Source organism: Isoptericola aurantiacus, assembly GCF_044769875.1.
GTDB lineage: Bacteria > Actinomycetota > Actinomycetes > Actinomycetales > Cellulomonadaceae > Isoptericola > Isoptericola aurantiacus.
Map to the genome: position 1 here is coordinate 200,658 of NZ_JBJBAE010000006.1, position 26,073 is coordinate 226,730.

The 26,073-nt window shown below is 72.5% G+C and carries 26 protein-coding genes and 1 pseudogene; 16 read left to right on the forward strand and 11 right to left on the reverse strand.

Annotation, left to right across the window (positions count from 1 at the left end):
* Positions 1-43: 43 nt before the first annotated feature.
* Complete coding sequence (locus tag ACIQLL_RS16060; RefSeq protein WP_402469282.1) at positions 44-223, reverse strand: hypothetical protein; 180 nt, start codon at positions 221-223, stop codon at positions 44-46.
* A 196-nt stretch (positions 224-419) separates the two neighbouring features.
* On the opposite strand from ACIQLL_RS16060, the gene hrcA reads away from it, so the two are divergent.
* The 13 genes from hrcA (at position 420) to ACIQLL_RS16125 (ending at position 14,848) form a co-directional block, all read left to right on the forward strand.
* Positions 420-1,457 (forward strand): heat-inducible transcriptional repressor HrcA, encoded by a 1,038-nt coding sequence (gene hrcA / locus ACIQLL_RS16065; protein ID WP_402469283.1) that lies wholly within the window; start codon positions 420-422, stop codon positions 1,455-1,457.
* Positions 1,458-1,509: 52 nt separating this feature from the next.
* Complete coding sequence (gene dnaJ, locus ACIQLL_RS16070; protein WP_402469287.1) at positions 1,510-2,634, forward strand: molecular chaperone DnaJ; 1,125 nt, start codon at positions 1,510-1,512, stop codon at positions 2,632-2,634.
* A 44-nt stretch (positions 2,635-2,678) separates the two neighbouring features.
* A complete protein-coding gene (locus ACIQLL_RS16075) occupies positions 2,679-3,482 on the forward strand; it encodes a 16S rRNA (uracil(1498)-N(3))-methyltransferase (RefSeq protein ID WP_402469290.1) in 804 nt (267 codons plus the stop codon).
* The gene (locus ACIQLL_RS16080; RefSeq protein WP_402469293.1) at positions 3,479-3,832 is read left to right on the forward strand and encodes a histidine triad nucleotide-binding protein; all 354 of its coding nucleotides are present in this window, start codon (positions 3,479-3,481) and stop codon (positions 3,830-3,832) included. Before ACIQLL_RS16075 ends, ACIQLL_RS16080 begins: the two co-directional genes overlap by 4 nt.
* 2 nt (positions 3,833-3,834) lie before the next feature.
* Positions 3,835-4,911, forward strand: a complete 1,077-nt coding sequence (locus ACIQLL_RS16085; RefSeq protein WP_402469296.1) for a PhoH family protein — start codon at positions 3,835-3,837, stop codon at positions 4,909-4,911.
* Positions 4,908-5,360 carry an rRNA maturation RNase YbeY gene (gene ybeY, locus ACIQLL_RS16090; RefSeq protein ID WP_402469298.1) on the forward strand — a complete coding sequence of 151 codons (453 nt, stop codon included), beginning with the start codon at positions 4,908-4,910 and terminating at the stop codon, positions 5,358-5,360. The genes ACIQLL_RS16085 and ybeY overlap by 4 nt, the downstream gene beginning before the upstream one ends.
* Before the next feature lie 3 nt (positions 5,361-5,363).
* Complete coding sequence (locus tag ACIQLL_RS16095) at positions 5,364-6,674, forward strand: hemolysin family protein (RefSeq protein ID WP_402469301.1); 1,311 nt, start codon at positions 5,364-5,366, stop codon at positions 6,672-6,674.
* A complete protein-coding gene (gene era, locus ACIQLL_RS16100; protein ID WP_402469303.1) occupies positions 6,671-7,633 on the forward strand; it encodes a GTPase Era in 963 nt (320 codons plus the stop codon). Before ACIQLL_RS16095 ends, era begins: the two co-directional genes overlap by 4 nt.
* Before the next feature lie 48 nt (positions 7,634-7,681).
* Positions 7,682-9,268 (forward strand): alpha/beta hydrolase family protein, encoded by a 1,587-nt coding sequence (locus ACIQLL_RS16105; RefSeq protein WP_402469305.1) that lies wholly within the window; start codon positions 7,682-7,684, stop codon positions 9,266-9,268.
* A gap of 95 nt (positions 9,269-9,363) precedes the next feature.
* Complete coding sequence (locus ACIQLL_RS16110) at positions 9,364-11,148, forward strand: DUF7937 domain-containing protein (RefSeq protein ID WP_402469308.1); 1,785 nt, start codon at positions 9,364-9,366, stop codon at positions 11,146-11,148.
* A 295-nt stretch (positions 11,149-11,443) separates the two neighbouring features.
* Positions 11,444-13,228, forward strand: a complete 1,785-nt coding sequence (gene leuA / locus ACIQLL_RS16115; protein ID WP_402469310.1) for a 2-isopropylmalate synthase — start codon at positions 11,444-11,446, stop codon at positions 13,226-13,228.
* A 97-nt stretch (positions 13,229-13,325) separates the two neighbouring features.
* On the forward strand, positions 13,326-14,060 hold the full coding sequence (gene recO, locus ACIQLL_RS16120; protein WP_402469312.1) for a DNA repair protein RecO: 735 nt from the start codon (positions 13,326-13,328) through the stop codon (positions 14,058-14,060).
* Positions 14,060-14,848, forward strand: coding sequence for an isoprenyl transferase (locus tag ACIQLL_RS16125; RefSeq protein ID WP_402469314.1), 789 nt, complete (start codon positions 14,060-14,062; stop codon positions 14,846-14,848). The genes recO and ACIQLL_RS16125 overlap by 1 nt, the downstream gene beginning before the upstream one ends.
* Before the next feature lie 140 nt (positions 14,849-14,988).
* Here the strand turns inward: ACIQLL_RS16125 and ACIQLL_RS16130 are convergent, their stop codons facing one another.
* The 9 genes from ACIQLL_RS16130 to ACIQLL_RS16170 all read right to left on the reverse strand — a co-directional run bounded on the left by ACIQLL_RS16130 (position 14,989) and on the right by ACIQLL_RS16170 (position 22,857).
* Positions 14,989-16,056: an iron-siderophore ABC transporter substrate-binding protein gene (locus tag ACIQLL_RS16130; RefSeq protein WP_402469317.1), complete on the reverse strand. Its 1,068-nt coding sequence runs from the start codon at positions 16,054-16,056 to the stop codon at positions 14,989-14,991.
* Positions 16,057-16,183: 127 nt separating this feature from the next.
* Positions 16,184-17,071 (reverse strand): ABC transporter ATP-binding protein, encoded by an 888-nt coding sequence (locus ACIQLL_RS16135; protein WP_402469319.1) that lies wholly within the window; start codon positions 17,069-17,071, stop codon positions 16,184-16,186.
* Complete coding sequence (locus ACIQLL_RS16140) at positions 17,068-18,090, reverse strand: FecCD family ABC transporter permease (RefSeq protein WP_402469322.1); 1,023 nt, start codon at positions 18,088-18,090, stop codon at positions 17,068-17,070. Before ACIQLL_RS16140 ends, ACIQLL_RS16135 begins: the two co-directional genes overlap by 4 nt.
* Positions 18,090-19,127 (reverse strand): FecCD family ABC transporter permease, encoded by a 1,038-nt coding sequence (locus ACIQLL_RS16145; RefSeq protein WP_402469325.1) that lies wholly within the window; start codon positions 19,125-19,127, stop codon positions 18,090-18,092. Before ACIQLL_RS16145 ends, ACIQLL_RS16140 begins: the two co-directional genes overlap by 1 nt.
* Before the next feature lie 58 nt (positions 19,128-19,185).
* Positions 19,186-19,731, reverse strand: coding sequence for a DedA family protein (locus ACIQLL_RS16150; protein WP_402469328.1), 546 nt, complete (start codon positions 19,729-19,731; stop codon positions 19,186-19,188).
* Positions 19,732-19,764: 33 nt separating this feature from the next.
* Positions 19,765-20,175, reverse strand: a complete 411-nt coding sequence (locus ACIQLL_RS16155; protein WP_402469331.1) for a Fur family transcriptional regulator — start codon at positions 20,173-20,175, stop codon at positions 19,765-19,767.
* On the reverse strand, positions 20,172-21,077 hold the full coding sequence (locus ACIQLL_RS16160; RefSeq protein WP_402469481.1) for a metal ABC transporter permease: 906 nt from the start codon (positions 21,075-21,077) through the stop codon (positions 20,172-20,174). The genes ACIQLL_RS16155 and ACIQLL_RS16160 overlap by 4 nt, the downstream gene beginning before the upstream one ends.
* 14 nt (positions 21,078-21,091) lie before the next feature.
* Entirely contained in the window at positions 21,092-21,895 is an 804-nt protein-coding gene (locus tag ACIQLL_RS16165) for a metal ABC transporter ATP-binding protein (protein WP_402469334.1), read from the reverse strand.
* On the reverse strand, positions 21,892-22,857 hold the full coding sequence (locus tag ACIQLL_RS16170) for a metal ABC transporter substrate-binding protein (RefSeq protein WP_402469337.1): 966 nt from the start codon (positions 22,855-22,857) through the stop codon (positions 21,892-21,894). The genes ACIQLL_RS16165 and ACIQLL_RS16170 overlap by 4 nt, the downstream gene beginning before the upstream one ends.
* A 178-nt stretch (positions 22,858-23,035) precedes the next feature.
* On the opposite strand from ACIQLL_RS16170, the gene ACIQLL_RS16175 reads away from it, so the two are divergent.
* Both ACIQLL_RS16175 and ACIQLL_RS16180 read left to right on the forward strand, forming a co-directional pair.
* Positions 23,036-24,952 carry an RHS repeat-associated core domain-containing protein gene (locus ACIQLL_RS16175; RefSeq protein ID WP_402469339.1) on the forward strand — a complete coding sequence of 639 codons (1,917 nt, stop codon included), beginning with the start codon at positions 23,036-23,038 and terminating at the stop codon, positions 24,950-24,952.
* Positions 24,952-25,377: a hypothetical protein gene (locus tag ACIQLL_RS16180; RefSeq protein WP_402469342.1), complete on the forward strand. Its 426-nt coding sequence runs from the start codon at positions 24,952-24,954 to the stop codon at positions 25,375-25,377. Before ACIQLL_RS16175 ends, ACIQLL_RS16180 begins: the two co-directional genes overlap by 1 nt.
* A 61-nt stretch (positions 25,378-25,438) precedes the next feature.
* Here the strand turns inward: ACIQLL_RS16180 and ACIQLL_RS17530 are convergent.
* Positions 25,439-25,649 (reverse strand): annotated as a pseudogene (locus ACIQLL_RS17530) (transposase); the annotation flags it as partial.
* Between the two features lie 92 nt (positions 25,650-25,741).
* On the opposite strand from ACIQLL_RS17530, the gene ACIQLL_RS16185 reads away from it, so the two are divergent.
* Positions 25,742-26,029: a transposase gene (locus tag ACIQLL_RS16185; RefSeq protein ID WP_402469345.1), complete on the forward strand. Its 288-nt coding sequence runs from the start codon at positions 25,742-25,744 to the stop codon at positions 26,027-26,029.
* The last annotated feature ends 44 nt before the right edge of the window (positions 26,030-26,073 follow it).

Sequence of the window (26,073 nt, forward strand, 5' to 3'; positions counted from 1 at the left end):
GCGCCCGACGCCGCGCCCGACGTCGCGCCCGACGTCACGAGGGTCACGCGGGGCGGCGCAGCGCGGCGAGCAGGCGGACGGGCGCGGGACGGCGCGCGAGCTCCGACGGGGCCGCGGCGGTGCGTGCGGTGCGGCGCTCACGGGCCGCGCGGGCTCGTTCGACGCGGTGCACCAGCTCGGCCTCGTGCAGCCGGTGGGCGGTCAGGTGCTCGATCGGGTTCATGCTCACAGCCTCGGCGGCTGAGGCAGGCGGGCGGATCGGCCGGATGACCTGTTCTCGGGCGCTGCCACCGGGAGCGGGAGCGCCTGAGGTACCTCAGGGACCCGACGGCGCCCTCCGTGGCGTCCGTGGCGGCGCGTAGGATGGCACTCACGGCACGAGAGTGCTAAACGTCCGGAGCGTCGAGGGGAGGCCGACCATGAGCGAGGCACGCAGGCTCGCCGTGCTGCGCGCCATCGTGGAGGACTACGTCACCTCGCGCGAGCCCGTCGGTTCGCGCGTGCTCACCGAGCGGCACCAGCTCGGGGTCTCGCCCGCGACGATCCGCAACGACATGGCCGCCCTGGAGGAGGCCGGGTACATCGCCCAGCCGCACACCTCCGCCGGGCGGATCCCCACCGACGCCGGGTACCGCGTCTTCGTGGACCGGCTGGCCGAGGTCCGGCCCCTGAGCGTCCCGCAGAAGCGGGCGATCGAGACCTTCCTCTCGCAGGCCGTGGACCTCGACGACGTCCTCGTCCGTGCCGGGCGGCTCATCGCCCAGCTCACGGGACAGGTCGCCGTCGTGCAGTACCCGTCGCTGCGGCGCTCGGGGCTGCGCCACCTCGAGCTCGTCCCCGTGGCCGAGGGTCGTCTGCTGGTCGTCGTCATCACCGACACCGGCCGGGTCGAGCAGCGTTTCTGCGAGCTGCCGTCCCGTCCCGGGCACGACGGCGGACCTCGGCTCGACGAGGGCACCCTCGGCGAGCTGCGGGCCCGGTTCAACGCCGCGGCGGCGGGCAAGCGGCTCACCGAGCTGCCCGCCGCGTTCGTCGACGTCGTCGAGGCCGTCGGGCCCGACCTGGGTGGGGTGGCCCGCGCCGTGGCCGACCTCGTGATCGAGACGCTCGGCGAGGAGAGCGAGGAACGCATCGTGCTGGCCGGCACGGCCAACCTCGCGCGCCCGGAGGCCATCTTCGAGCAGGGGCTGAGCCCCGTGCTCGAGGCGCTGGAGGAGCAGGTCGTGCTCCTCGGGCTGCTGACCGAGATGTCGGGGGACGGGGTCGGTGTGCGCATCGGCCACGAGAACCGGCTCGACGGGCTGGCCGAGACGTCTGTCGTGGCATCGGGCTACGGTACGGACGGCGACACGGTCGCCACCCTCGGCTCGATCGGCCCCACCCGCATGGACTATCCCGGCACCATCGCCTCGGTGCGTGCCGTGGCCCGCTACCTGTCGCGCGTGCTGCCGGGCTGACCGGCCGGCGCGACATCCTGACCAGACTGCGTACGTCACCGAAGAGAGACCTGTGACCGACTACTACGAGATCCTCGGCGTCGACCGCGACGCCTCGCCCGAGCAGATCAAGAAGGCCTACCGACGCCTCGCCCGTGAGCTCCACCCGGACGTCGCCGGCGCCGAGGGCGAGGAGAAGTTCAAGGACGTCGCCCGCGCCTACGAGGTGCTCTCCAACCCGGAGAAGCGCCAGCAGTTCGACATGGGCGTCGACCCGAGCGCCCCCGGAGGCGGTGCCGGCGCCGGGTTCGGCCAGGGCTTCGGCTTCCAGGACATCTTCGAGACGTTCTTCGGCGGCGGCCAGCAGACCTCCGGACCCGTCCCGCGCGCCCGCCGGGGCCAGGACGCCCTGGTGCGCATCGACATCGACCTGGCCGAGGCCACGTTCGGTGCCAAGCGTGAGCTGCAGGTCGACACCGCCGTGGTGTGCGGCACCTGCAGCGGCAACGGCTGCCGACCCGGCACCGACGTGCGCACGTGCGAGGTCTGCCAGGGCCGGGGCAACGTCCAGCGCGTCGCCCGGTCGTTCCTCGGTCAGGTCATGACCACGGCGCCCTGCGCCGCCTGCCAGGGGTTCGGCACGGTCATCCCGGAGCCGTGCGCGGAGTGCTCCGGCGAGGGCCGCGTCCGCTCGCGCCGCACCCTGACCGTCAACGTGCCCGCCGGTGTCGACACCGGCACCCGGATCAAGCTGTCCGCGCAGGGCGAGGTCGGTCCTGGCGGCGGCCCCGCCGGCGACCTGTACGTCGAGATCCGCGAGAAGGCGCACGACATCTTCGTGCGTCGCGGGGACGACCTGCACTGCACGCTGCAGGTGCCGATGACGGCGGCGGCGCTCGGCACGGTCCTGGAGCTGGACACGCTCGACGGCCCCGAGGAGATCGACCTGCGGCCCGGAACCCAGCCCGGCCAGATCGTCACCCTCAAGGGGCTCGGCGTCGGACACCTGCACGCCACCGGCCGCGGTGACCTCAACGTCCACGTCGACGTCCAGATCCCGTCGACCCTCGACGAGGAGCAGACCGAGCTGCTGCGCAAGCTCGCCGCGGTGCGCGGCGAGGAGCGGCCCGAGCCGCGCCTCACGGCCGCCCACCCGGGCGTCTTCAGCCGGCTGCGGGACAAGCTGAGCGGACGCTGACACGTGAGCGAGGCACCGCAGGGCTCGCGAACGGGGGGCACCCCGTGAGCGCGCCGGTCTTCCTCGTCGACGCCGGCGTCCTGGCCACCACCGCCCCGGGCGGGAGCGTCGTGCTCACCGGGTCGGAGGCACGCCATGCGGGCGTCGTGCAGCGGCGTGCACCGGGGGAGCGGGTCGACGTCGTGGACGGCGTCGGGACGCGCGCCCGGGGCGTGGTCGAGTCCGTCGCCGACGGCGCGGTGCACGTGCGCGTCCAGGACCTGCGGGTCGAGGCCGCCCCGACGGTGGTGCTCACGCTCGTGCAGGCGCTGGCCAAGGGCGACCGGGACCACCAGGCCGTGGAGGCCGCCGTCGAGCTGGGCGTCGACGCCGTCGTGCCGTGGCAGGCCGACCGGTCCGTCGTCGTGTGGCGCGGCCCGCGGGCCGAGAAGGCGCTCGCCAAGTGGCGCTCCACCGTGTGTGCCGCCGTCAAGCAGTCGCGCCGGGCCTGGTCGCCCGACGTCGCCGAGCACCTCACGAGCCGCGGGCTCGCCGCCCACGTCCGCGACGTCGTGGCCGGCGGTGGTGCCGTCGTCGTGCTCCACGAGGAGGCGACGACGGCGCTCGCGGACGTGCCGCTGCCCGGTCCCGGCGGGCCGGGGGCCACCGACGGCGCCGCACCCCGGCTGCTCGTGGTGGTCGGGCCCGAGGGCGGCATCGGCGAGGACGAGCTCGCGCTGCTCACCAAAGCCGGCGCGGTCACCGCACGTCTCGGTCCCCACGTGCTGCGCACCTCGACGGCGGGTCCGGTCGCCGTGGCGCTCCTGAGCGACCGGCTGGGCCGCTGGCGGGTAGGTTGGGACGTATGACGGACACGACCGACACGGACTGCCTCTTCTGCAAGATCGTCGCAGGCGAGCTGCCTGCCGACGTGGTCGAGACCACCGACCGCGTCGTCGCGTTCCGGGACATCGACCCGCAGGCGCCGGTGCACGTGCTCGTCGTGCCCAAGGAGCACCACGGCGACGTCTCGGTGCTGGCGGCAGCAGACCCGACGCTGCTCGCCGAGGTCGTCGAGGTGGCCGACACCGTCGCCCACGACCTCGCCGATGGTCAGTACCGGTTCATCTTCAACTCCGGTCCGCGCGCGGGCCAGAGCGTCTTCCACGTGCACGGCCATGTCATCGCCGGCACCCAGCTGGGATGGAGTCCCGCCTGAGCATGACGTCCTCCGCATCCACCCCCCGGGCCGCCGCGTCGACGGCGCCCGGCGCCACTCCGCCCGGGCACACCGCCGAGCACCGCGTGGTGGTCCCGGACCACGTACCGATGGTGGCCCTCCTCGGGAGTCGCGACGCGGTGCTGCGCGCGGTCGAGGACGGGTTCCCGGGTGTCGACGTGCACGCCCGCGGCAACGAGATCGCGGTGCACGGCCCGGCCGGTGACGTCGCGATGGTCTCGCGCCTGCTCGACGAGCTCGTCGAGGTCGTCGAGTCCGGGACGCCGCTGACGCCGGAGGTCGTCTCGCGCTCGATCGCGATGCTGACCGCGGCCACGGCCCAGCGCCCGGCCGAGGTGCTGACGCAGCACATCGTCTCCAGCCGGGGGCGCACCATCCGGCCCAAGACGGTCGGCCAGAAGCACTACGTCGAGGCGATCGACGCCAACACCATCACGTTCGGCATCGGTCCGGCCGGGACCGGCAAGACGTACCTGGCGATGGCGAAGGCCGTGCAGGCGCTGCAGGCCAAGCAGGTCAACCGCATCATCCTGACCCGCCCGGCGGTCGAGGCGGGAGAGAAGCTCGGCTACCTGCCGGGCTCGCTGAGCGACAAGATCGACCCGTACCTGCGGCCGCTGTACGACGCGTTGCACGACATGGTCGACCCGGACTCGATCCCGCGCCTGATCGAGGCGGGCACCATCGAGGTGGCGCCGCTGGCGTACATGCGGGGCCGGACGATCAACTCGGCCTTCATCGTGCTCGACGAGGCGCAGAACACCTCCGCGGAGCAGATGAAGATGTTCCTCACCCGGCTCGGGTTCGGCTCCACCATGGTCATCACCGGTGACGCCACCCAGGTCGACCTGCCGGGCGGCGTCGTCTCCGGCCTGCGGATCGTCGAGGACATCCTCAGCGGCGTCGACGACGTCGAGTTCTGCCGCCTGGGCAGCGGTGACGTGGTGCGACACCGCCTCGTGAGCGACATCGTCGACGCCTACGCCCGCTGGGACACCGCCCGCCCGGCCGACGACCGCCGTCGGACGGGACGTCACGACCGGGGAGGACGCCGGTGACCATCGAGGTCAACAACGAGTCGGGGGTCGAGGTCGACGAGGCCGAGTTCGCGGGCCTGGCCCGCTTCGCGCTCGACGAGCTGCACGTGCACCCGGGCAGCGAGCTGTCGATCCTGTTCGTCGACGTCGAGGCGATGACGGACCTGCACGTGCGCTGGATGGACGAACCCGGTCCGACGGATGTGCTCTCCTTCCCCATGGACGAGCTGCGCCCGGGGCGCGAGGGCGCCGAGACGCCGCCCGGCACCCTGGGCGACATCGTGCTCTGCCCCGAGGTCGCGGCCACGCAGGCGCAGGCTGCCGGGCACTCCACGGTGGAGGAGCTGTTGCTCCTGACGACCCACGGCATCCTGCACCTGCTCGGCTACGACCACGCCGAGCCGGACGAGGAACGCGAGATGTTCGCCGTCCAGCGCCGGCTGCTGCTGACGTTCCTGGCCGGGCGGTGACCCGTGGACGCACCTGACGCGCTCCTGTGGCTCGTGCTCGTGGTGGCGCTCGCCGTGGCGGCTCTGCTGAGCGCCGGCGAGGCCGCCGTCCAGCGGGTCACCAAGGTCTCACTGGCCGTGGCGCTGGAGGACGCGGGCAGCGAGGGCGCGCCGGAGGCCCGACGACGGCGCATCCGCCGGGCTCAGCGGCTCGCCGCCGCGCCGGACGCGGCGGCGTCGTTCGCCCTGGTGCGGGTGCTGGCCGAGACGGTCGCGGTCGCGTCGTTGACGCTGCTGCTCGTGGGGTGGTTCGCCGCGTGGTGGGAGGTCCTGCTCGGGGCGCTCGTCGTCGGCGTCGTCGCGGGTGTCGTGGTGGTGCGCCTCAGCCCGCGCACCTGGGCCCACCACCGCCCCACGCAGGCGCTGATCCTGCTGGCCGGACCCCTGGCGACCGTCCACCGGGCCGTGGCCTGGATGCCGCGCCGGCCGTCCGGTGCGGACAGCACGGTGCCCGAGTCGGACGAGTTGCGCGAGATGGCCGACCGCGTGCGGGAGAACGAGTCCATCGAGGAACCCGAGCGCGAGCTCCTGCGCTCGGCGCTCGAGCTGGGCGACACCCTGGCCCGCGAGGTCATGGTGCCGCGCACCGACATGGTGACCGCGGGCGCCGGGACGCCGTTGCGCAAGGCGATGCGGCTGTTCCTGCGTTCCGGGTTCTCCCGGGTGCCGGTGGTGGGGCGCACCGTCGACGACCTGGTCGGCGTGGTCTACCTCAAGGACGTGGCACGCCTGCTCGACGCCGACCCGCGGGCCGAGGACCGGCCCGTCGGCGACGTGGCGCGCGACGCGCTCTTCGTGCCCGAGTCGAAGCCGGCCGACGACCTGCTGCGCGACATGCAGGCCCGCCGTTCGCACATCGCCGTAGTCGTGGACGAGTACGGCGGGGTGGCCGGGCTCGTGACGGTCGAGGACATCATCGAGGAGCTCGTGGGCGAGCTGACCGACGAGCACGACACCGCGCCCGAACCGGAGCCGGAGGACCTCGGCGACGGGTGGTGGCGGGTGCCCGCACGGTTGCCGGTCGACGAGCTCGGCGAGCTCTTCGACCTGCGGCTCGACGACGACGACGTCGACACCGCGGGCGGGCTGCTCGCCAAGGCGCTGGGCAAGGTGCCGCTGGCCGGGTCCTCCGCGGAGGTGGGCGGGCTGCGGCTCGAGGCCGAGCACGTCGAGGGCCGCCGCAAGCAGCTCGCCAGCATCCTGGTACGGCGCGTCGTCGTCGAGGCAGCGGACGGGGAGACCCTCGTGCCGCACGATCAGAAGGACACCGCATGAGCCACGAGATCCCGCACCGGTCGGGCTTCGCCTGCCTGGTGGGCCGCCCCAACGTCGGCAAGTCGACGCTGACCAACGCCCTGGTGGGCCAGAAGGTGGCGATCATGTCCGCCCGGCCGCAGACGACGCGGCACACGATCCGCGGCATCGTCCAGCGCGAGGACGCCCAGCTCGTCCTGGTCGACACCCCGGGTCTGCACCGGCCGCGCACCCTGCTGGGCGAGCGGCTCAACGCCCTGGTGACCGACACCCTCAGCGAGGTGGACGTCGTGGCGTTCTGCCTGCCGGCCGACCAGAAGATCGGTCCGGGCGACCGCTACATCGCCTCCCAGCTGACGCCGCTCATGGAGGGACGCCGCGCGGTGCCCGTGGTGGCGGTGGTGACGAAGGCCGACCTGGTGGACCGCGGCCGCCTGGCCGAGCACCTCGTCGCCGTCGACCAGCTCGCGCAGTCGCTGGACCGGGACTGGTCGGCGATCGTGCCGGTCTCGGCCAAGGGCGGGTTCCAGGTCGACGAGCTCACCGACGTGCTGGTGGCGCACCTGCCGGAGGGACCCGACCTCTACCCGGACGGGGAGCTCACGGACGAGCCCGAGGAGACGATGATCGCCGAGCTCGTGCGCGAGGCGGCGCTCGAGGGTGTCCGGGACGAGCTCCCGCACTCCCTGGCGGTCGTGGTCGAGGAGATCGTGCCGCGCGAGGGCACGGACCGGGGCGGCAGCGACGACGACGCCGCGCTGCCGGCGCTGCTGGACGTGCGGGTGCACCTGTTCGTGGAACGGGAGAGCCAGAAGGGCATCATCATCGGCCGCGGGGGCGCGCGGCTGCGCGAGGTCGGCTCGACGGCCCGCGAGGGCATCGAGAAGCTGCTCGGGACCCGCATCTACCTCGACCTGCACGTCAAGGTCGCCAAGGACTGGCAGCGCGACCCCAAGCAGCTGCAGCGCCTCGGGTTCTGACGGCGCCCGGCCGGGACGGTGACCGGCCCCGCGAGTAGCATCCGGTGAGTGGTGTTCCGGACGATCGCGACGAGCGTGGCCCTGCTGGTCGGCCTGGCCGTGGTCGGATCCGTCGCGGGGCCCACGTGGGACCCGGTGCCCGTCACCGACCACCTGGAACCGGCGTCGTCCGACACGACGGTCCACGGCGCCGACGCGCCGGGCGTGACGACCGGAGAGATCGGCGACCACGCGGTCCGCACCACCGACGTCACGATCGAGCTCGACGGCGCCACCGTGCACGGACTGGTGCGTCAACCTCTCGACGCGGACGGCCAGGTGCTGACGGACCGTCCCGGCGTGGTCTTCGTCCACGGCGCGGGGACGGGTGACGCCGCCGAGGCGTTCGTGGACACGGCCGAGCTCCTGGCGAGCGCCGGCATCGTGACGCTCGTGCCGGACAAGCGTCTGGACACCTACTCCACACGGGACCGTGACTACGAGGCGATGGCTGCGGACTACGCGCGCTCGGTGGCGTTCCTGCGGGGGACGGACGGCGTCGACCCGGACCGGGTCGGCCTCTACGGCGAGTCGGAGGGCACCTGGATCGTGCCGGTGATGCAGGCCCGCGACCCGTCGATCGCCTTCACGGTCCTCGTCTCGGCTCCGGTGGTGCCGCCACGGGAGCAGGCCGCCTACGCCGTCGACAACTACCTGCGCAACACCGGCGTGCCCGGCCAGGTCTTCCGCGCCATCCCCCGGGCCGTCGGCATGCAGCTGCCGGGCGGGGGGTTCGGCTACGCCGACTTCGACGTGCGGCCCTGGCTGGAGCGGCAGAGCGCGCCCGTCCTGGTGGTGTACGGCACCGCCGACCCGTCGATGCCGATCGAGCAGGGCGCGCGGCTGATCGTCGCGGACACGGCCGTGAGCCCGGACGACGCACCGGTGACCGTGCGCTACTACGGGGGAGCGGACCACGGCATCCGGCTGCGCGACCTGCCGCCCGACGGCCCGAACGGCGAGTACCCCCTGCACCCCGACTTCCCCCGCGACCTCGCCGCGTGGGTCCAGGGTCTGCCCGCCACGGCCGAGTCCCCGCCGCAGATCGCGGGGGCGACGCCGGACCAGCACTACCTGGCCGCCCCCGTGCCCCGGCCGCGCTGGTGGGGCAACGGCGACGTGGTGGTGGCCGTCGTCGTGGCGGGAACCGGCCTGGTGGTGCTGGCGCTGGCCGCCTGGGGTGTCGCCGTGCTGGCGCGGCGGCTCATGGGACGGCGCGGTGGCGTCACCGGCCGGCGGTTCGCCCCGGGCGTCGCCGCCCCGCTGGTCACGCTCGGCCTCGCCGCGATCGCGACCGTCGTCGCCCTGGCCCTGTACCTGTTGGTCGTGGCCCGGCTCGCCCTCGACTACGAGCGCGACGCGCTGCTGGTGCAGGGCGGGTGGGTCGCCGTGCGGCTGCTCGGGGTCGTGGCGGTCGTCGCCGCCGCGATCCTGCTGCAGCGCGTCACCGACCGGCGCAGCCGCCGGCGCTCCGACCGAGACGTCGTCCTGGCCGACGGCGCGGTGGCGCACCTCACGTTGTGGGCCGTGCTGGTGGGTTCGGCGTCGTTGCTGGTCACGCTGGCGTACTGGGGCGTGTACCAGCTGGGGATCTGACCGGCCGGGCGCGGTGGGGCGACGCGGCCGCTCGGATCGGGTAGAAACGTTCCGGGCCGGTTTCGGTCCGGGATCGATCACGAGGAGTCACTGCCATGCCCGACGTCGCAGGCGCCGTCCGCCGTTCGCCGTTCGCCGGGGCGAGCACCCGGGACGTGGTGCGCGACGTCGTCGCCGTCGTCGCGATGCTCGTCGCCCTGCCCATGCCGTGGGACCTGGGGCACCGCGGCAGCGACCTGCTGTGGGTGGTGCTGACCACGGTCCTGGCCGTCCTGGCGGTCGCCGCGCCGTACGCAGCCCGGGCGGACGTGCTCCGCGGCGCCGGGGCGCGGTTCGCCGAGCCCACCACGCGCCTGCTCTGCCTGGTGCCCTACGCGGTGGTCGGGCTGCTCTACCTGGTGCTCGACGTCGTCCGGTCCGCCGGGGACGCGGGGTACGTCGGGGGCGGGCTCGCGCTGGGCCTGGCGGGCGTCGTGCTCGCCGCGGCCGTGCCGGGGACGCGCGCGGTGATCGTCGCGGCCGTCGTGCTGGCCGCCGGTGCCGTCGCCACCCCGCTGGTGGGCGTGGTGCAGGGCGCGACCTGGCCGGGGACCGTCGGGTCCGTGCTCGCCGCGCTGCTGGTGCTGGGTCTGCTGTGGCTGACGGTCTGGCGGTTCCTGCACGACGACGAGGCCGCGGGCATGGTGCTCGTCGCCCTCGGCGCTGCCGTCGCCCTGGAGCTGGCGATCCTCGGCGGCGGGTCCGCCGCGGCGTGGTTCGAGTCCCTGCACGGCGGGCGCTACGGCCTGCTCCTGCTGCCCGTGGTGGCGGCCGCGGCCGTCCCCGTCGCCCTGGACCGGGCCGTGGCGGCGGCCGGCGAGGCGCCCGAGGCGAGCGCCCGGCGCTGGGTCCGGGTGGCGGTGCAGGCGTTCGAGCTGACCCTCCTCGTGGCGGCGTTCGTGGCCCTGGTCGCCGTCGTCCGGCTCGTGGGGATCGGGTTCTCGGCCGAGGCGGTGCTGCGGCTCGTGGTCGGGGTGCTCGTGGTGGTCGTGGCGTCGCTCGCCCGGCGGGCGCTGCTGCGGGACGCCCGGTCGGGCCACGCGACCGCCGTCGGCGCCGCTTGCGTGATCGTCGTCCTCGGCGTGGTCGTCCTCATCGCGCGGGCCGGGGTCGGCACGGCCTCCCGCCTCGAGGAGCTGTTGCTGGCGCTCGCCCTGCCCGGCCTCGTCCTGGGCGCCCTGCTCCTGCCGCCCTCGGTGCGCGCGGTCCTGGCGGCGGACCCGCCCGCCGAGGGGTCGGTCCCGGCCGGAGAGCCGGAGCAGTGGCAGCAGCCGGGCGGCGGCCAGGACGCGGCGTGGCAGGTGCAGGCACCCGACGCCGGCGACCAGGCGTGGCAGGAACCCGCCGCGCAGCAGACCGCCGTCCAGGACCCCGTCGTGGCGGGCCACAGCTGGCAGCCGCCCGCTGCCGAGGAGGACGCGGTGACGTCGGCGACCGAGGCGCAGGGGTCGCGGTGGCGCGGCACGTGGGCCGACGGCACGGACGCCACCCAGCAGATGTCCCCGGTGCGGCCCGACGTGGCGGGTGACGGGCAGCAGACGGCGCAGGTCCATACCTCCGCGGCGTCGGCGTGGTCCACGCAGTCGGCCCCGTCGCAGGCGCAGCCGGTGCAGCGGACGCAGGTCCTGCAGCCCGTGGCGGACGTCCCGGGCAGCCCGTGGACGTCCGAGCAGGCCCTCGACCCGGGTACCCCGCTGGAGCAGCTCGCCCAGATCGTCCAGGAGGCGCCGCACCTGCGCCCGCACGTGGCAGCCAACCCCTCGACGTACCCGGCGCTGCTCGACTGGCTCGGCGCGCTGGGCGACCCCGCCGTCGACGCCGCGCTGCGCACCCGCCGCTGAGCCCCCGGCCGAGGTAGGCAACCTCCCGCCGAGGTAGGCAACGTCCCGCCGGGGTAGGCAACGCCCGGCCGGGGTAGGCAACGTCCCGCCGGGGTAGCACGCCCGGTCGGCGCGACTTCCCGGGGACGCGGGCACCGGGGTGACGGGGACCACGCACGGTGTACGGTGTGAGGGTGCAGCGCATGGTGAGCCTTCTCCTTCGGTGCCGCGGCGAGGCCCTCTAGAGGCCGGTCCCTCGCCGCGGTGGACGTTGGTGCGCCGGCCGTCACCACACCACCCCGAAGGAACTCTCCTGATGACTACCGAGCACGCCCAGGCCACCACCGGTATCGCGGCGCACAACCCCCAGCGCCCCTCCGGGATGCCGTACCACCGCTACGTGCCGTTCCACGAGCAGATCTCCGTCGACCTGCCGGACCGCACCTGGCCGGACCGCCGCATCGAGAAGGCCCCCCGCTGGTGCGCGGTCGACCTGCGCGACGGCAACCAGGCGCTCATCGAGCCGATGGACGCCGCGCGCAAGCTGCGCATGTTCGAGCTGCTCGTGGCCATGGGCTACAAGGAGATCGAGGTCGGGTTCCCCTCGGCGTCCCAGACCGACTTCGACTTCGTACGGACCCTCGTCGAGTCCGGCCGCATCCCGGACGACGTCGTCATCCAGGTGCTGACGCAGTGCCGTGACCACCTCATCGAGCGCACCTACGACGCCATCCGCGGCGCCAAGCAGGCGATCGTGCACATCTACAACTCCACGTCGATCCTGCAGCGCGAGGTCGTGTTCCGCACCGACATGGACGGCATCGTCGACATCGCGCTGCAGGGGGCCCGCCTGTGCCGCAAGCTCGAGGAGACCATTCCGGAGACGACCGTCTACTACGAGTACTCCCCGGAGTCCTACACGGGCACCGAGCTGGAGTTCGCCGCCCGGATCAGCAACGAGGTGCTCGACGTCCTGGAGCCGACGGCGGAGCGCCCCGTGATCGTCAACCTGCCGGCGACGGTCGAGATGGCCACCCCCAACGTGTACGCCGACTCCATCGAGTGGATGAGCCGGAACCTGAAGTACCGCGAGAACGTGGTGCTGTCCCTGCACCCGCACAACGACCGCGGCACCGCCGTGGCCGCCGCGGAGCTCGGCTACCAGGCGGGGGCGGACCGCATCGAGGGCTGCCTGTTCGGCAACGGCGAGCGCACGGGCAACGTCGACCTGGTGACGCTCGGCATGAACCTGTTCGGCCAGGGCATCGACCCGCAGATCGACTTCACCGCCGGCGGCGGTATCGACTCGATCCGGCGCACGGTGGAGTACTGCAACCAGCTGCCGGTGCACGAACGGCACCCGTACGTCGGCGATCTGGTGTTCACCGCCTTCTCGGGGTCCCACCAGGACGCGATCAACAAGGGCCTGAACCACATGGCCGCCCGCGCCGAGGCCGAGGGCAAGGACGTCGACGAGATCACCTGGGGCGTGCCATACCTGCCGATCGACCCCAAGGACCTGGGCCGGTCCTACGAGGCCGTCATCCGCGTGAACTCGCAGTCCGGCAAGGGCGGGGTGTCCTACCTGCTCAAGACGGAGCACCACCTCGAGCTGCCCCGACGCCTGCAGATCGAGTTCTCCGCCGCCGTGCAGCGGCACACCGACACCGGCGGCACGGAGGTCACCGGGGAGGACATCTGGCGCATCTTCTCCGACGAGTACCTGCCGGTCGAGGAGTCCTCGGGGCTGGAGCCCTGGGGGCGGCTGCGGATGCGCCGCACCCGGTCCACCTCCGCCGAGGACGGCACGACCCTGCTCGAGGTGGACGTCGTCGACCGCGGCCAGGAGCAGACGCTGAAGGGCAGCGGCAACGGCCCGCTCGCGGCGTTCGTCGACGCCATCGCCCAGGTCGGGCTGGACGTGCGGGTCCTGGACTACGCCGAGCACGCCCTGTCCGAGGGCGGTGACGCGTCCGCGGCCGCGTACGTGGAGTGCGCCGTCGGCGACGACGTCCTGTGGGGCGTGGGCGTGGACCCGTCGATCACGACGGCGTCGCTGCAGGCCGTCGTCTCGGCCGTGAACCGCGCCGAGCGCGCCTGACCGGGCGTCGGGGCCGGGGCGACGACCGCCCGCACCGGCCCCGACGTCGCGGCCCGGCACCATCCGAGGTGTCGGTGGACCCTGGGACAATGGTCTGGTGCCCCTGTATCGAGACGACGCGGTCGTGCTGCGCACCCACAAGCTGGGCGAGGCCGACCGCATCATCACGTTCCTCACGCGGGAGCACGGCAAGGTCCGCGCGGTGGGCCGCGGCGTGCGGCGCACGTCGTCGCGGTTCGGCGCCCGGCTCGAGCCGTTCATGATGGTCGACGTCCAGCTCTACACCGGCCGCAGCCTCGATTCCGTCACCCAGGTCGAGACCATCGGCGCGTTCGCCCGCCAGATCAGCGCGGACTACGGCCTGTACACCGCGGGGACGGCGATGCTCGAGGTCGCGGACCGGCTGGTCGCGGCCGAGCACGAGCCCGCCGTCCAGCAGTACTGGTTGCTCGTCGGCGGGCTGCGCGCCCTGTCCGAGCGGGCGCACGCCCCCGGCCTCGTGCTGAACTCCTACCTGCTGCGCGGTCTCGCGGTGGCCGGCTGGGCGCCGTCGTTCACGGACTGCGCCCGCTGCGGCGAGCCGGGGCCCCACCACGCGTTCGCCGTCGCTCAGGGCGGGGCCGTCTGCCCGCGCTGCCGCCCGCCCGGGTCGACGGCGCCCGCCCCGGAGACGTTCGCGCTGCTGGCCGCGCTGCTGGCGGGCGACTGGGACGTCGCGGACGCCGCCGAACCCCGGCACCGCAGCGAGGCGGACGGACTGGTCGCCGCCTACTCGCAGTTCTACCTGGAGCGCACCCTGCGCTCGTTGCGCATGATCGAGAGAGAGTCGTGATGCCCCGCCCCACCTCGTACGCCGAGCCGTTCCCGCACCCGTCGGGGGCGACGCCGCCGCAGATCCCCGCACAGTTCGTGCCGAACCACGTGGCCATCGTCATGGACGGCAACGGCCGGTGGGCCAACGCCCGGGGTCTGTCGCGGATCGAGGGGCACAAGGAGGGGGAGAAGTCCCTGCTGGACGTCGTCGCGGGTGCCGTGCAGATCGGCGTCAAGCACGTCTCGGCGTACGCGTTCAGCACCGAGAACTGGAAGCGGTCGCCGGAGGAGGTCCGGTTCCTGCTGGGGTTCAACCGTGACGTGATCCGCCGACGCCGTGACGAGATGTCCTCGTGGGGCGTGCGGATCCGCTGGGCCGGCCGGCGGCCGAAGCTGTGGGGCTCGGTCGTCGACGAGCTGCAGACGGCCGAGGAGATGACGAAGGACAACGACCGCTGCACGCTGACGATGTGCGTCAACTACGGCGGCCGCGCGGAGATCGCCGACGCCGCAGCCGCCATCGCGCGGGACGCCGTCGCCGGCAAGGTCAACCCGGCACGGATCACCGAGAAGACGATCCAGAAGTACCTCGACGAGCCCGACCTGCCGGACGTCGACCTGTTCCTGCGGTCCTCCGGCGAGCAGCGCACCAGCAACTTCATGATCTGGCAGGCGGCCTACGCCGAGATGGTGTTCCTGCCCGAACCGTGGCCCGACGTCGACCGGCGGCACCTGTGGCGCGCCGTCGAGGAGTTCGCGCGGCGTGACCGGCGCTACGGGGGAGCGGTGGACGCACCGACTGCCTGACGTACCAGTCGCCGGCAGGTCGATACCGCCGCACGATCGCGTTCACGCGCCCCAGGGGGCGCTCCACTTCGGGGATTGACGATCGTGCGGCGGTATCGACCTGCCGGCGTGGGTGCGAGCCGGCGCTTGAGAGCTCTCGGTCAGTCCTCGCCGTAGAGGGCCGCGAGCTGGTCGACGATCGCCGGGACGCCGTCGGGCCAGTCGTAGGACAGCGCGGTGGGCGGCGAGACGGACGAGACCGCGACGTTGCCGACGACCTTGACGACGTCGCCCGCGGCGACGGCGGGGATCGCCTGGAGCTCGTCGGACTCGCCGAAGGTCTCGGCCTCCTCCTCGGTGTACGTGTAGGCGATGACGAAGTCGGAGTCGAGCTTGTCCAGCTCCTCGTAGGACAGCGTGTAGTAGAACCCGCCGTCGGAGGTGTCCAGCTCCTCCACCGACGGCGCCGAGACCACGCCGAGCCCCTCGAGGATGCTCACGCGCGGGTCGGCCGGGGTGTAGACGTACACCAGGCCCTCCGACGGGGAGTCGACGATCGCCGCGAACGTCTTGCCCTCGAGCTCGGGGTGCTCGGCGGCGTGGTCGGCGAAGTAGGTGTCGATGTCCGCCAGCACCTGGTCGCCGGCCTCGGAGCGTCCGAGCGCCTCGGCGGTGATCGTGATGATCTCGTCCCACGGGGTGGTCCACGGCGCTTCCGGGTAGGCCACGACGGGCGCGATGTCGGAGAGCACGTCGTACTGCTCCTCCGTCAGCCCGGAGTAGGGGGCGAGGATGAGGTCGGGGTCGGCCTCGACGAACTCCTCGTAGGGCACGGTGGCGCCCGCCTCAGGGTCGGTGAAGATGACCGGCTCCTCGGCGCCGAGCGCCTCGTACTCGTCCGCGACCCACGGGATGAGCGCCTGCTCGCCGACCGTGAAGACCTGCTCGGCGACGCCGACCGGCGCCACGCCGACGGCCAGGGCGGCCTCGGTGGAGCCCCAGCCCCAGGTGGCGACCCGCTCGGGCTCCGACTCGATGGTGGTCTCGCCCAGCGCGTGGGTGATGGTGATCGGGAACTCGTCGGTGGCGCCGTCGGCGGCCGTGGCCTCGTCGGTCGCTGCGGCGTCGTCCGCGGCCTCGGGCTCGCCGGAGTCCGAGCACGCGGTCAGCGTGAGGGCGGCGGCCGCGGTCAGGCCGACGGCGGTGGTCAGGGAGCGGCGAAGGCGCACGGGTTCTCCTCGGTGTGCTCACGGCCGGGCCGTGAGGAACGGTTCAGATGAGGGAAGGCTAACCTCATTTGTCCGCGGGTCGGAACCCCGAGGTCCGGTTCGTGGGCGAATCGTGATGTGAGGTCCCTCACGACGAGGGTTCGGCCACACCGTGCTCGGTCGGCGGCGTTCCGTCGGCGCGGCGGTGCCGCCCCACGGGGACGATCATCGGGGTGCCCGCCACCGGGTCGGGGATGACCTTCGCGTCCAGGCCGAAGGCCTCCAGGACCGTCCGCTCGTCCAGCACGTCCGCCGGGGCGCCCTGGGCCACGACGCGGCCGGCGCACATGACCACCAGGTGGTCGGCGTACCGGGCCGCGAGGTTGAGCTCGTGCAGCACCATGACCACGGTGGTGCCGCGCTCGGCGTTGAGGTCGGTCAGCAGGTCGAGCAGTTCGATCTGGTGGGTGACGTCCAGGAACGTGGTGGGCTCGTCGAGCAGCACCACGTCGGTCTGCTGGGCGAGCACCATGGCGATCCAGACCCGCTGCCGCTGGCCGCCGGAGAGCTCGGCGACCGGGCGGTCGGCGAGGTCGGCGACGCCGGTGGCCTCCAGCGACTGCAGCACCACGGCGTCGTCGTCGCTGGTGTGCCGGCCGAACCAGCCCTGGTGCGGATAGCGGCCGCGCCCCACGAGCTCCGCGACCCGGACGCCGTCGGGCGCCACCGAGGACTGCGGCAGCACCCCGACCAGCCGTGCGAGCTCCTTGCGCGCCATGCCGGTCACGTCACGATCGCCCAGGGTGACCCGGCCCGCCTCCAGCGGGTGCAGCCGTGCCAGGCCGCGCAGCAGCGTGGACTTGCCGCACGCGTTCGGCCCCACGATCACCGTCACCCGACCCTCGGGCAGGGTGAGGTCGAGGTCCTCGATCACCCGGTGGCCGTCGTAGCCGATGGCCACGCCGTGCGCCGACAGTGCGCCGGCGCCGGACGTGACGCGCGGGGTGGCGTCGGTGGGGCGATGGGTGTCGATCATGAACGGCTTCTCTTCTCGTGGGTGGCGAGCAGCCACAGCAGGTACGGGGCGCCGACCAGGCCGGTGACGATGCCGGTGGGGGCGGCCACTCCGAGGAGCCCGTGCTGGGCCACGACGTCGGCGGCCAGGACCAGCGTGGCACCCGTGGCGACGGACACCGACAGGGCCGGGCCGCCGTCGTCGAGCAGGTTGCGGGCGATGGCGGGCGCGACCAGTGCGACGAACGCGAGCGGCCCGACGACGGAGGTCGCCAGGGCGACCAGCCCGACGGCGGTCAGCAGGGTCAGCACCCGGGCACCGTCGGTGCGCACGCCGAGCCCGCGGGCGTGGTCGTCGCCGAGGGCGAGCGGCGCCTGCCAGCGAGAGATCCCGGCGACGACGAGGGCGAGCACGACCAGCCCTGCGCCGAGCACCGCCAGCTCGGTGCCGCGCACGTCCGCCACGCTGCCCACGGTCCACACCAGGGCCGAGGCGGCGTCGCGCTCGTCGGCGCTCGCGAGCGTCCACGCCAGCAGCGACGACGCCAGGTAGGCGAACCCGACACCGACCAGCACGAACCGCATCGAGTGCAGCCCCTGGCGCCAGGCGAAGAACCAGATGAGCAGGGCGATGACGGCCGCGCCCGCGAAGGCGGAGGCGGAGACGGCCAGCCCGGTCAGGCCGAACCCGAGCAGCGCGGTGACGGCACCGAGCGAGGCGCCGGTCGCGATGCCGAGGATGTCGGGGCTGGCCAGCGGGTTGCGCAGCGTGGACTGGAAGAGCGCGCCGGCCAGGCCGAACGCGGCCCCGGCCAGGAGCGCCGCGCCGATCCGCGGCAGGCGCAGGCGCTGCACGACGAACAGGTCGCCGTCGTCGCCGATGCCGAACAGCGCGAGCACCGCCTTGCCGGGGGGCAGCGAGGCGGCCCCGAGGGTGAGGGCGAGCGTCGCCAGCGCGATCACGACGAGGACCAGTACGCCGAGCACGAGGACCAGGCGGCGGGTGCGGCGGGTGCGCAGCAGGGTGACGGTGCTCGTCATCAGACCCCCATCACCTTGCGGCCGCGGGCGACGGCGACGAGCACCGGGGCGCCGAGGGCGGCGGCCACGACGCCGGCCTCCAGCTCGCTGTTCGGCAGGACCAGGCGCCCGATGACGTCGGCCCCCAGCAGCATGACGGGCCCGAGGATCGCGGACAGGCCGAGCACCCAGCGGTAGTCGGTGCCGACCAGCCGTCGCGCGGCGTGCGGGACGGCCAGACCGACCAGTGCGATCGGCCCGGCCAGCGACGTCGCCGACCCGGCCAGCAGCACGATGACCAGGCCGGCCAGGGCGCGCGTCACGCCGACGTTCTGCCCCAGGCCCCGGGCGACGTCGTCCCCGAGCGCGAGCATGTTGAGGCGGTGGGCGAGCCCGGCGGCGAGCACGGTGCCGACGACGACGAACGGCAGCACCACGGTCAGCGTCTCCAGGCCGCGACCGGTCAGCGAGCCGACGGCCCAGAACCGGTAGAGGTTGAACGCCTGCTGGTCGCGCAGCAGCACGAGCGTGATGAGCGGGGTGATCAGGGCGGTCACCGTGGCGCCGACGAGGGCGAGCTTGACAGGCTGGCCGGATCCGATGGAGAAGACCAGCGCGGCGGCCGCGGCGGCGCCGAGGAACGCGAACCACACGAACTGGGACGGCGCGGTGAGCCCCAGCAGCCAGACGGCGCAGACGACGGCGAACGAGGCGCCCGAGTTGAGGCCCAGCAGGCCGGGATCCGCGATGGGGTTGCGGGTGACGCCCTGGATGACGGCGCCCGCGACGCCGAGCGCGAGGCCGGCGGCGATGCCGACCAGGGCGCGGGGCACGCGCTGCCCGGCGATGACCTGGTGGTCCACGTTCCCGGCCACGGGCGCGGTGAGGGCGTCCCAGACGACGGGGAGCGACACGTCGCGCACGCCGAGCACGAGGCCGGCGGCCACGACGAGGACCAGGGCGACGAGGGCGAGGGCGCAGGCCGCGATCCGCCGTCGGGTACGCCGCGCCACGAGGTCGGCCGCGTCGAGGGCCGCCGCACGAGGTGAGGCAAGCATTGCCTAAGTCTGTCACAGCGGACCCGGTGCTCGGTCCGCCGTCCACGACGGAAGGGGGTCAGGCGGCCCCGGCGGGAGCGTCCTGCGCGCGCATCCGGGCGCGCCGGCGGTGCAGCCACCACCACACCAGGCCGGCCGCGAGCGCGACGGCGCCGGCGAGCGCCGCCGGGTGCAGCAGGAACAGCCAGATCGCGGCGTAGACCGCCGCGGTGCCGATGGTGGTCCACACCGCGGCCCACACCAGGCACCCGAAGAACAGCGCGACGCAGTAGCGACCGAACGGCATGCGCAGGTACCCCGCGGCGAGGTTGACGACGGTCTGCACGCCGACGGTGAGGAACGACACCGTCACCGCGGGCGGGCCCCAGCGATGGATCCGCTCGACGACGGCGACGGCGCGCGGACCCGCCAGGAGATCCGCCACCCGGGTGCCGCCCATGCCCCGGGCGACGCCCCGGCCCAGCAAGTAGGTGGCCTGGGCGCGGGCCGCCACGATGCAGAACGCCACCGCGTAGACCGCCCAGAACGGGAAGCCCTCCAGCGTGAAGACGCCGTGGCGTTCCGCGTCGTCGGCCGCGGCGGCGAGGGTCGTGAGGGTCGGCACGGACCTATCATGCCCTGCTGAGGAAAGCCTGGCCTAACCTTCTCGGGCTGCGGACGCGCGGCAGTCGGCGCAGGTGCCCCACAGCTCCACGGTGTGCTCGATCTCGGCGAACCCGTGCGCCGCACCCACGCTCGCGGCCCACGCCTCGACGGTGGGGCCGTCGATCTCCACGGCGCGCCCGCAGGCGCGGCACACCAGGTGGTGGTGGTGCTCGGCGCGCGCGCACCGCCGGTACAGCGCCTCGCCGTCCTCGGTGCGCAGCACGTCCACGTCCCCGCCGTCGGCCAGCGCCTGCAGGGTGCGGTAGACGGTCGCGAGGCCGACGGCGTCGCCGCGGTCGCGCAGCGCCTCGTGGAGCTGCTGGGCGCTGCGGAACTCCTCGCTGCCCTCCAGCACGTCGGCCACGGCGGCCCGCTGCTTGGTCATGCGCAGCGGCTGGTTCATCGTTCGCACTCTCCTGCGTCGGTGGTGGCGACCTCGACGTCGTCGGGGATGTCGGGGTGCGGGTCGTGTGCGGGCCGGCGGCGGGCCAGCAGCGGGTGCAACCCTGCCACGACGGCGTACACGGCGATCGCGAGGACCACGATGAGGGCGCCGGGAGAGACCGGGTACCAGTAGGTGATGCTCAGCCCGACCACGCAGACGACGACGCCGATCACGGAGCCCACCGCCATCGTGCGGCGGAACGAGTGGGTCACGAGCTGGCCGATCGCCACCGGCACGATCATCAGCGCCGAGACGAGCAGCAGCCCGACCACCCGCATCGCCACCGTGACCGTCAGCGCGGCGAGCACCGCGACGGCCATGTTCAGCGCCCACACGGGCAGACCCGAGGAGATCGCGAACTCCTCGTCGTGGCTGACGGAGAACAGGGCGGCCCGCAGCCCCACGCCGACCACCAGGATCAGCGCGCACAGGACGACCGTCAGGATCAAGTCGGTGGTGGTGACCGTGGAGATGGATCCGAACAGGTAGGCCATGAGGCTGCCCGAGGACCCGCCCGCGATGCCGATCAGCAGCACGCCGCCGGCGATGCCGCCGTAGAACATGATGGCCAGGGCCAGGTCGCCCGACGTCCGTCCGCGCCGTCGGACCACCTCGATGAGCACCGAGCCGACGACGGCGGCCACCACCGCGCCCGGGACGGCCAGCACGTCGTTGGGGACCAGCCCCATCGCGGCGCCGACCAGCCAGCCGAGCGCCACGCCCGTCAGGGCGACGTGCCCGATGCCGTCGCCGAGCAGGGCCAGGCGGCGCTGGACGAGGTAGGTGCCGACCACGGGCGCGCTGGCGCCGACGAGGAGCGCGGCGAGCAGCGCCCGCTGCATGAGCGGGTCGGTGAGCATGTACGCGATCTCGCTCACGGGCGCCCCTCCGTCTCGGTGGTGTCGAGCGGCCCCTCGCCCAGGCCGACCTGCGGCGTCTGGACGGGTAGCTCGGAGGTGTGGGGGTGCACATGGTCGTGCCCCGCGGCGTCGTGCCCTCCGTGCGGCCGTGGCGGGGCGCCGTCGTGCACCACCCGGCCGTGCCGCAGGACGACGGCGCGGGTGATGAGGTCGGCGAGCTCACCGAGCTCGTGAAGCACCACGAGCACCGTGATGCCGTCGCCGACCAGGCGGGTCATGGTGGCGGCGAACGCCTCCTGGCTGGGGCGGTCGACGCCGGCCACGGGCTCGTCGAGGACGAGCAGCTCCGGTTCGCGGACCAGCGCGCGAGCGATGAGGACGCGCTGCTGCTGGCCGCCGGAGAGCTGGCTGGTGGCCTGGTCGGCGCGGTCGGCCAGGCCGACCAGGTCGAGGGCTTCGCGGGTCCGACGGCGCCACCCGCGGGGGAGCGCGAGGCGGCGGCCGTGCAGGAGGCCGGAGGCGACGACCTCGCTCGCCGTCGACGGGACACCGGCCGCGGCGCTGACCCGCTGGGGGACGTATCCGACGCGCTGCCAGGGGACGTCGTCGCCGAGGTGGTGGCCCAGGAGGCTCACTTGGCCCGTGCTGGGAGTCAGGACGCCGACGACGGTGCGCACCAGGGTGGACTTGCCCGAGCCGTTCGCGCCGAGCAGGGCGACCACCTCGCCGTGCTCGACGGTCAGGTCGACGCCGCGCAGCACGTGGCTGGCGCCCAGGTGGACGTGGACGCCGTGCGCCTCGATCGCGGGCGTCGTCACGCGCAGCCCAGCCCCTCGGTCAGGGCGGTCAGGTTGTCGGTCATGACAGCAACGTAGTCCGCGCCGGACTCCTCGGCCTCGGTGGACAGGCCCTCCAGCGGGTCGAGGACGGCGGTGCGCACGCCCAGGTCGTCGGCGAGCGTCTCGGCGACCTTGGGGCTGGTCAGGGTCTCGGTGAAGATGGTCTGCACGTCGTTCTCCTCGACGACCTCGCCGATCTCGCGCAGCCGCGCGGGGGAGGGCTCGGCCTCCGGGTCGATCGACGAGATGCCGACCTGGGTCAGACCGTAGCGCTCGGCCAGGTAGCCGAAGGCGGCGTGGCTCGTGACGAGCGTCTCGCCCGCGCAGGGCTCCAGGGCCTTGGCGTAGGTCGCGTCGAGGTCGTCGAGTGTGGACGTCAGCGCCGCGGCGTTGGCGGCGTAGGTCTCGGCGTTGTCCGGGTCGGCGGCCGAGAGCTCGTCGGCGACGGCGTCGGCGACCGGCTCCAGCCGCGTGGGATCGAGCCAGAAGTGGGGGTCGAGGGTGCCGTGGTCGTGGCCGTCCTCGCCCTCCTCGTCCGCGTGCTCGTCGGCGTCGTCCAGGTGCTCGACGGTGCCGGGGCTCTCCTCGAGCTCCACGACGTCGGCGGCGTCCACCAGGTGCTCGGGGGAGCGGGCCTCGACGGCCTCGTCCACGGCGGGCTGGAAACCGGACTGGTAGACGACGAGGTCGGCGTCGCCGACCTCGCGGACCTGGGCGGGCGCGAGCTCGAGGTCGTGCGGCTCGGCGGCCGGGGGAGTGAGGTTGTCGACGCTCACGAGGTCACCGCCGACCTGCTCGGCCACGTACTGCAGCGGGTAGAACGACGCGAGGACCTGGAGGCGGCCGTCGTCGTCCCCGCCGCCGGCGTCGGTGGCGCAGGCGGTCAGGGCGAGGCTGAGGGGGAGCGCGGCGGCGAGGCCGAGCGCGGCGCGGCGGTTCATGAGAACGATTCTCACCCAGGTTGAGAATGAAAGTCAAAAGCGGTTGGTGGGGTGTGCGTCACGCTACCCGCGACGCCGGTTGGAGGCCCGTGTCTCGCCGTGCGCATGTCCACGTGACGAACAGTGCGTGTGCGGAACGGCCTCAGATCACGTTTCGGCAACGAGGTCTGGCATTCGGTTGATCTTGGCGACGGTTTGGTCGAGCGTTGTCGATGACACGACGGCGATGTGGGTGGACGGGCCGATTCATGGGGTTGATTCGGTCAAGGATGATTCGGCAGCTGGTCCCGCTCTTGGCTGCGGCTGCCCTGGTGAAGCTGCCGAGTGCGTCGCCGGCGCGGTTCGAGGGCTCTACGGCTACGACGCGGCGGGCAACGTGCTGTCGATCAAGGACGCTCCGAACCCGTCGCTGGGCGGCTATGCGGCCGATCAGCAGTGCTTCGACTACGACTGGGCACGCCGCCTGACCCAGGCATGGACCCCCGTCGGCGGCGACTGCACGGCCAACCGCTCGACCGCCGCGCTGGACGGTGCTGAACCGTACTGGACGTCGTACTCCTACGACGTGCTCGGCAACCGCACCAACACCGTGCTGCACCGTCCCGGCGGCCAAGGCGGGAACCTGACCTCGACCTACACCCAGCCCACCTCGGGGGAGAACCACCCCCACGCCACCACCCAGGTGGTCGCGACCGACGACACCGGTCAGGTCGGCACCTCGACCTTCGGCTACGACGCGGCCGGGAACATGACCGCCCGCGACACCCCCGGACAGGCTGCCCAGAGCCTCACCTGGGACCGTGAGGGTGAGCTGCGTGGCGTGCAGTCCGACGGCGACGGTGATGGCACGGTGCAGGTCGATGAAAGCGACGAGTACGTCTACTCCGCCGACGGCGACCGGCTCGTGCGCCGCCAGGGCGACACGACAACGGTCTACCTGCCCGGCCAGGAACTGACCATCACCACCAGTGGGAACATCCAGGCCACCCGCTACTACACGTTCGCCGGACAAACCGTGGCCATGCGCACCGACAACGGGTACGAGGGCGCCACCACGATCTTCGCCGACCACCACAACACCGGCAGCATCCAGATCTCCAACGTCACCAACACCGTGACCCGCCGCCACCTCGACCCCTTCGGCGCACCCCGCAACACCGCCGCCGGCAACCCGAACAACACCCCCACCACCCAAGACTGGACCGGAGACCGCGGCTTCATCGACAAACCCACCGACACCACCGGACTCACAGCAATCGGCGCCCGCTACTACGACCCACTACTCGGGGCATTCATCTCCGTCGACCCCGTCATGGACCTGACCGACCCCCAGCAATGGCACGCCTACACCTACTCCAACGCCAACCCCGCCACCTGGACCGACCCCACCGGCAAACTCCTGTTCAACACAATTCCCGGCGCTGGAGGCAAGGTCAACCCGCAGAACAAGATCAGGAAGCCGCCAGGCCAAGAGGCGGCTCCTTCACAGCCCGAACCCGAACCACAGGTTGTTCCAGAACCACCCACACCGCCGACCAGCACCGAACCCGACGACGGTGGCGGCTTCTGGGACGGTGTCGGAAATGCCCTCGGGGTCGCGAGAGATGCGATCAGTGAGACCGCATCAAATACTTGGGGGAGCATTGATAGCTACATTCGTTCCGACGGGTTTATGAATGGCCTCCAAATCGCTGGAACTGTAATCGGTGTTGTGGGCGCGGGCCTCTGCATTGCGGCCACTGCTGGTGCCTGCACAGTGGTCGGCGGTTTGGCACTGGCGGCATCTGGTCTGACGCACGGGGCAAAGCTCTATCGCGGTGATGAGAGTTGGCAGCAGGCGGCTGGCAACTTTGGAATCGACCTTGCGATGTCATACGTACCGGGAGCGCGTATAATCAAGAACACGCAGGTGCTGAAAATGGGTCGCCATTCGCCATTGGCGGATTATGCGCGAAGGCCTGGAACAAGTCGATCCAATATAACGCTTTCATTGCAGTCCGCGGCGAGGCACAGGCCTGTTGCCACTGTCGCAAGGTTCACAACGCATTCAATGCTTGGCTTCAAAGCGACTACTGGCAATGATTGGATCGAGTAGTGGAATTATTGCTCCCCTTGATTGGAGTCCCGTTGGCCCTGGCCGCCGCCTGGTATTCATTTCGAGCGGCATGGGCCGGGTTGCGGTTCTCGCATCTCGAAAGCTTCCATGTGCTCAATTCTACAATCGGTGGATCAGTAGTGTTGGGCTCGGCTACGCTGGCCGGATTTGGATTTCTTTTCTCTCTTATTATGGCTCTCGAGCTGCTTTCTGGCAGCGACCTGCTCCCTACTGGTGTCGCTTTTGTCACGTCGGCCAGCGAAGTTGTCCTTGGTGGAGGTGCGTTCTATGTTTCTCGCTATATGAGTGCATCACGCAATGGACTAGTGCTGGCCGATCTCGACATAGTCAAGCTGGTCGGTGGCAGGGTGGTAATTTCTGGGGTTGCGGTCGGCGTGACGAATTTGACGCTACTGCTTCAGTAGCGTCATTGGGAACTCACGGGGCATCCGTAAGGGACAGGGGCTCGCCGGTGACCATTTCCGTGCGCAGGGTCCGGCCGAGGCGCGCGACTTCGGGGACCGGGCAGGTGTGGAACGAGGCGAGGACGTTCTTGGCCAGGCGTCGTCCGTCAGCCAGGTCCCTGGCCTGGTAGGCGGCTCGTAGTTGCTGCGCACTGCCAGGCGACGAACACTTCCTCGTGGCGGTCGGCGGCGTTGATCGCGCGAGCCAGGCGGGCCCGCTGCCTGACGGTGACCTGACTTGGGTCAAATGGCCTAGGGGACTGCTGCACGGTTGGGTGTCACCCAACGTGTGGTGCCGAGAGGCGCTGCTGGAAGGATGTGTCCCGTGCCCAGACCCCACCCGAAGGAGTTCCGCGACGACGTCGTGGCGATCGCCCGCCAGGGCGAGACTCCGATCAAGCAGATCGCGAAAGACTTCGGCATCAGCGAGTCGTGCCTGCGCAACTGGCTCCACCAGGCCGACGTCGAGGCCGGCGCCAAGCCCGGTGTGACGAAGTCCGAGTCGGCCGAGCTCCGTGAGGCCAGGAAGCGTGTGCGGCTGTTGGAACAGGAGAACCAGGTGCTGCGCCGGGCGGCGGCGTACTTCGCCCAGGCGCACCTGCCCGGAAAATGAGCTACCCGCTCGTCCGTGAGCTCGCCGAAGACGGATCCCAGTCG

Bases quoted from the DNA above. Each gene is read 5' to 3' on its own strand.
- ACIQLL_RS16110 (WP_402469308.1), top strand. From the start codon at position 9,364: ATGCCCGACGTCGCAGGCGCCGTCCGCCGTTCGCCGTTCGCCGGGGCG.
- ACIQLL_RS16080 (WP_402469293.1), top strand. From the start codon at position 3,479: ATGACGGACACGACCGACACGGACTGCCTCTTCTGCAAGATCGTCGCA.
- ACIQLL_RS16145 (WP_402469325.1), bottom strand. From the start codon at position 19,127: ATGCTTGCCTCACCTCGTGCGGCGGCCCTCGACGCGGCCGACCTCGTG.
- ACIQLL_RS16160 (WP_402469481.1), bottom strand. From the start codon at position 21,077: ATGCTCACCGACCCGCTCATGCAGCGGGCGCTGCTCGCCGCGCTCCTC.
- era (WP_402469303.1), top strand. From the start codon at position 6,671: ATGAGCCACGAGATCCCGCACCGGTCGGGCTTCGCCTGCCTGGTGGGC.
- leuA (WP_402469310.1), top strand. From the start codon at position 11,444: ATGACTACCGAGCACGCCCAGGCCACCACCGGTATCGCGGCGCACAAC.
- ACIQLL_RS16085 (WP_402469296.1), top strand. From the start codon at position 3,835: ATGACGTCCTCCGCATCCACCCCCCGGGCCGCCGCGTCGACGGCGCCC.
- ACIQLL_RS16155 (WP_402469331.1), bottom strand. From the start codon at position 20,175: ATGAACCAGCCGCTGCGCATGACCAAGCAGCGGGCCGCCGTGGCCGAC.
- ACIQLL_RS16125 (WP_402469314.1), top strand. From the start codon at position 14,060: ATGCCCCGCCCCACCTCGTACGCCGAGCCGTTCCCGCACCCGTCGGGG.
- ACIQLL_RS16170 (WP_402469337.1), bottom strand. From the start codon at position 22,857: ATGAACCGCCGCGCCGCGCTCGGCCTCGCCGCCGCGCTCCCCCTCAGC.
- ACIQLL_RS16135 (WP_402469319.1), bottom strand. From the start codon at position 17,071: ATGATCGACACCCATCGCCCCACCGACGCCACCCCGCGCGTCACGTCC.
- ACIQLL_RS16140 (WP_402469322.1), bottom strand. From the start codon at position 18,090: ATGACGAGCACCGTCACCCTGCTGCGCACCCGCCGCACCCGCCGCCTG.
- hrcA (WP_402469283.1), top strand. From the start codon at position 420: ATGAGCGAGGCACGCAGGCTCGCCGTGCTGCGCGCCATCGTGGAGGAC.
- ACIQLL_RS16060 (WP_402469282.1), bottom strand. From the start codon at position 223: ATGAACCCGATCGAGCACCTGACCGCCCACCGGCTGCACGAGGCCGAG.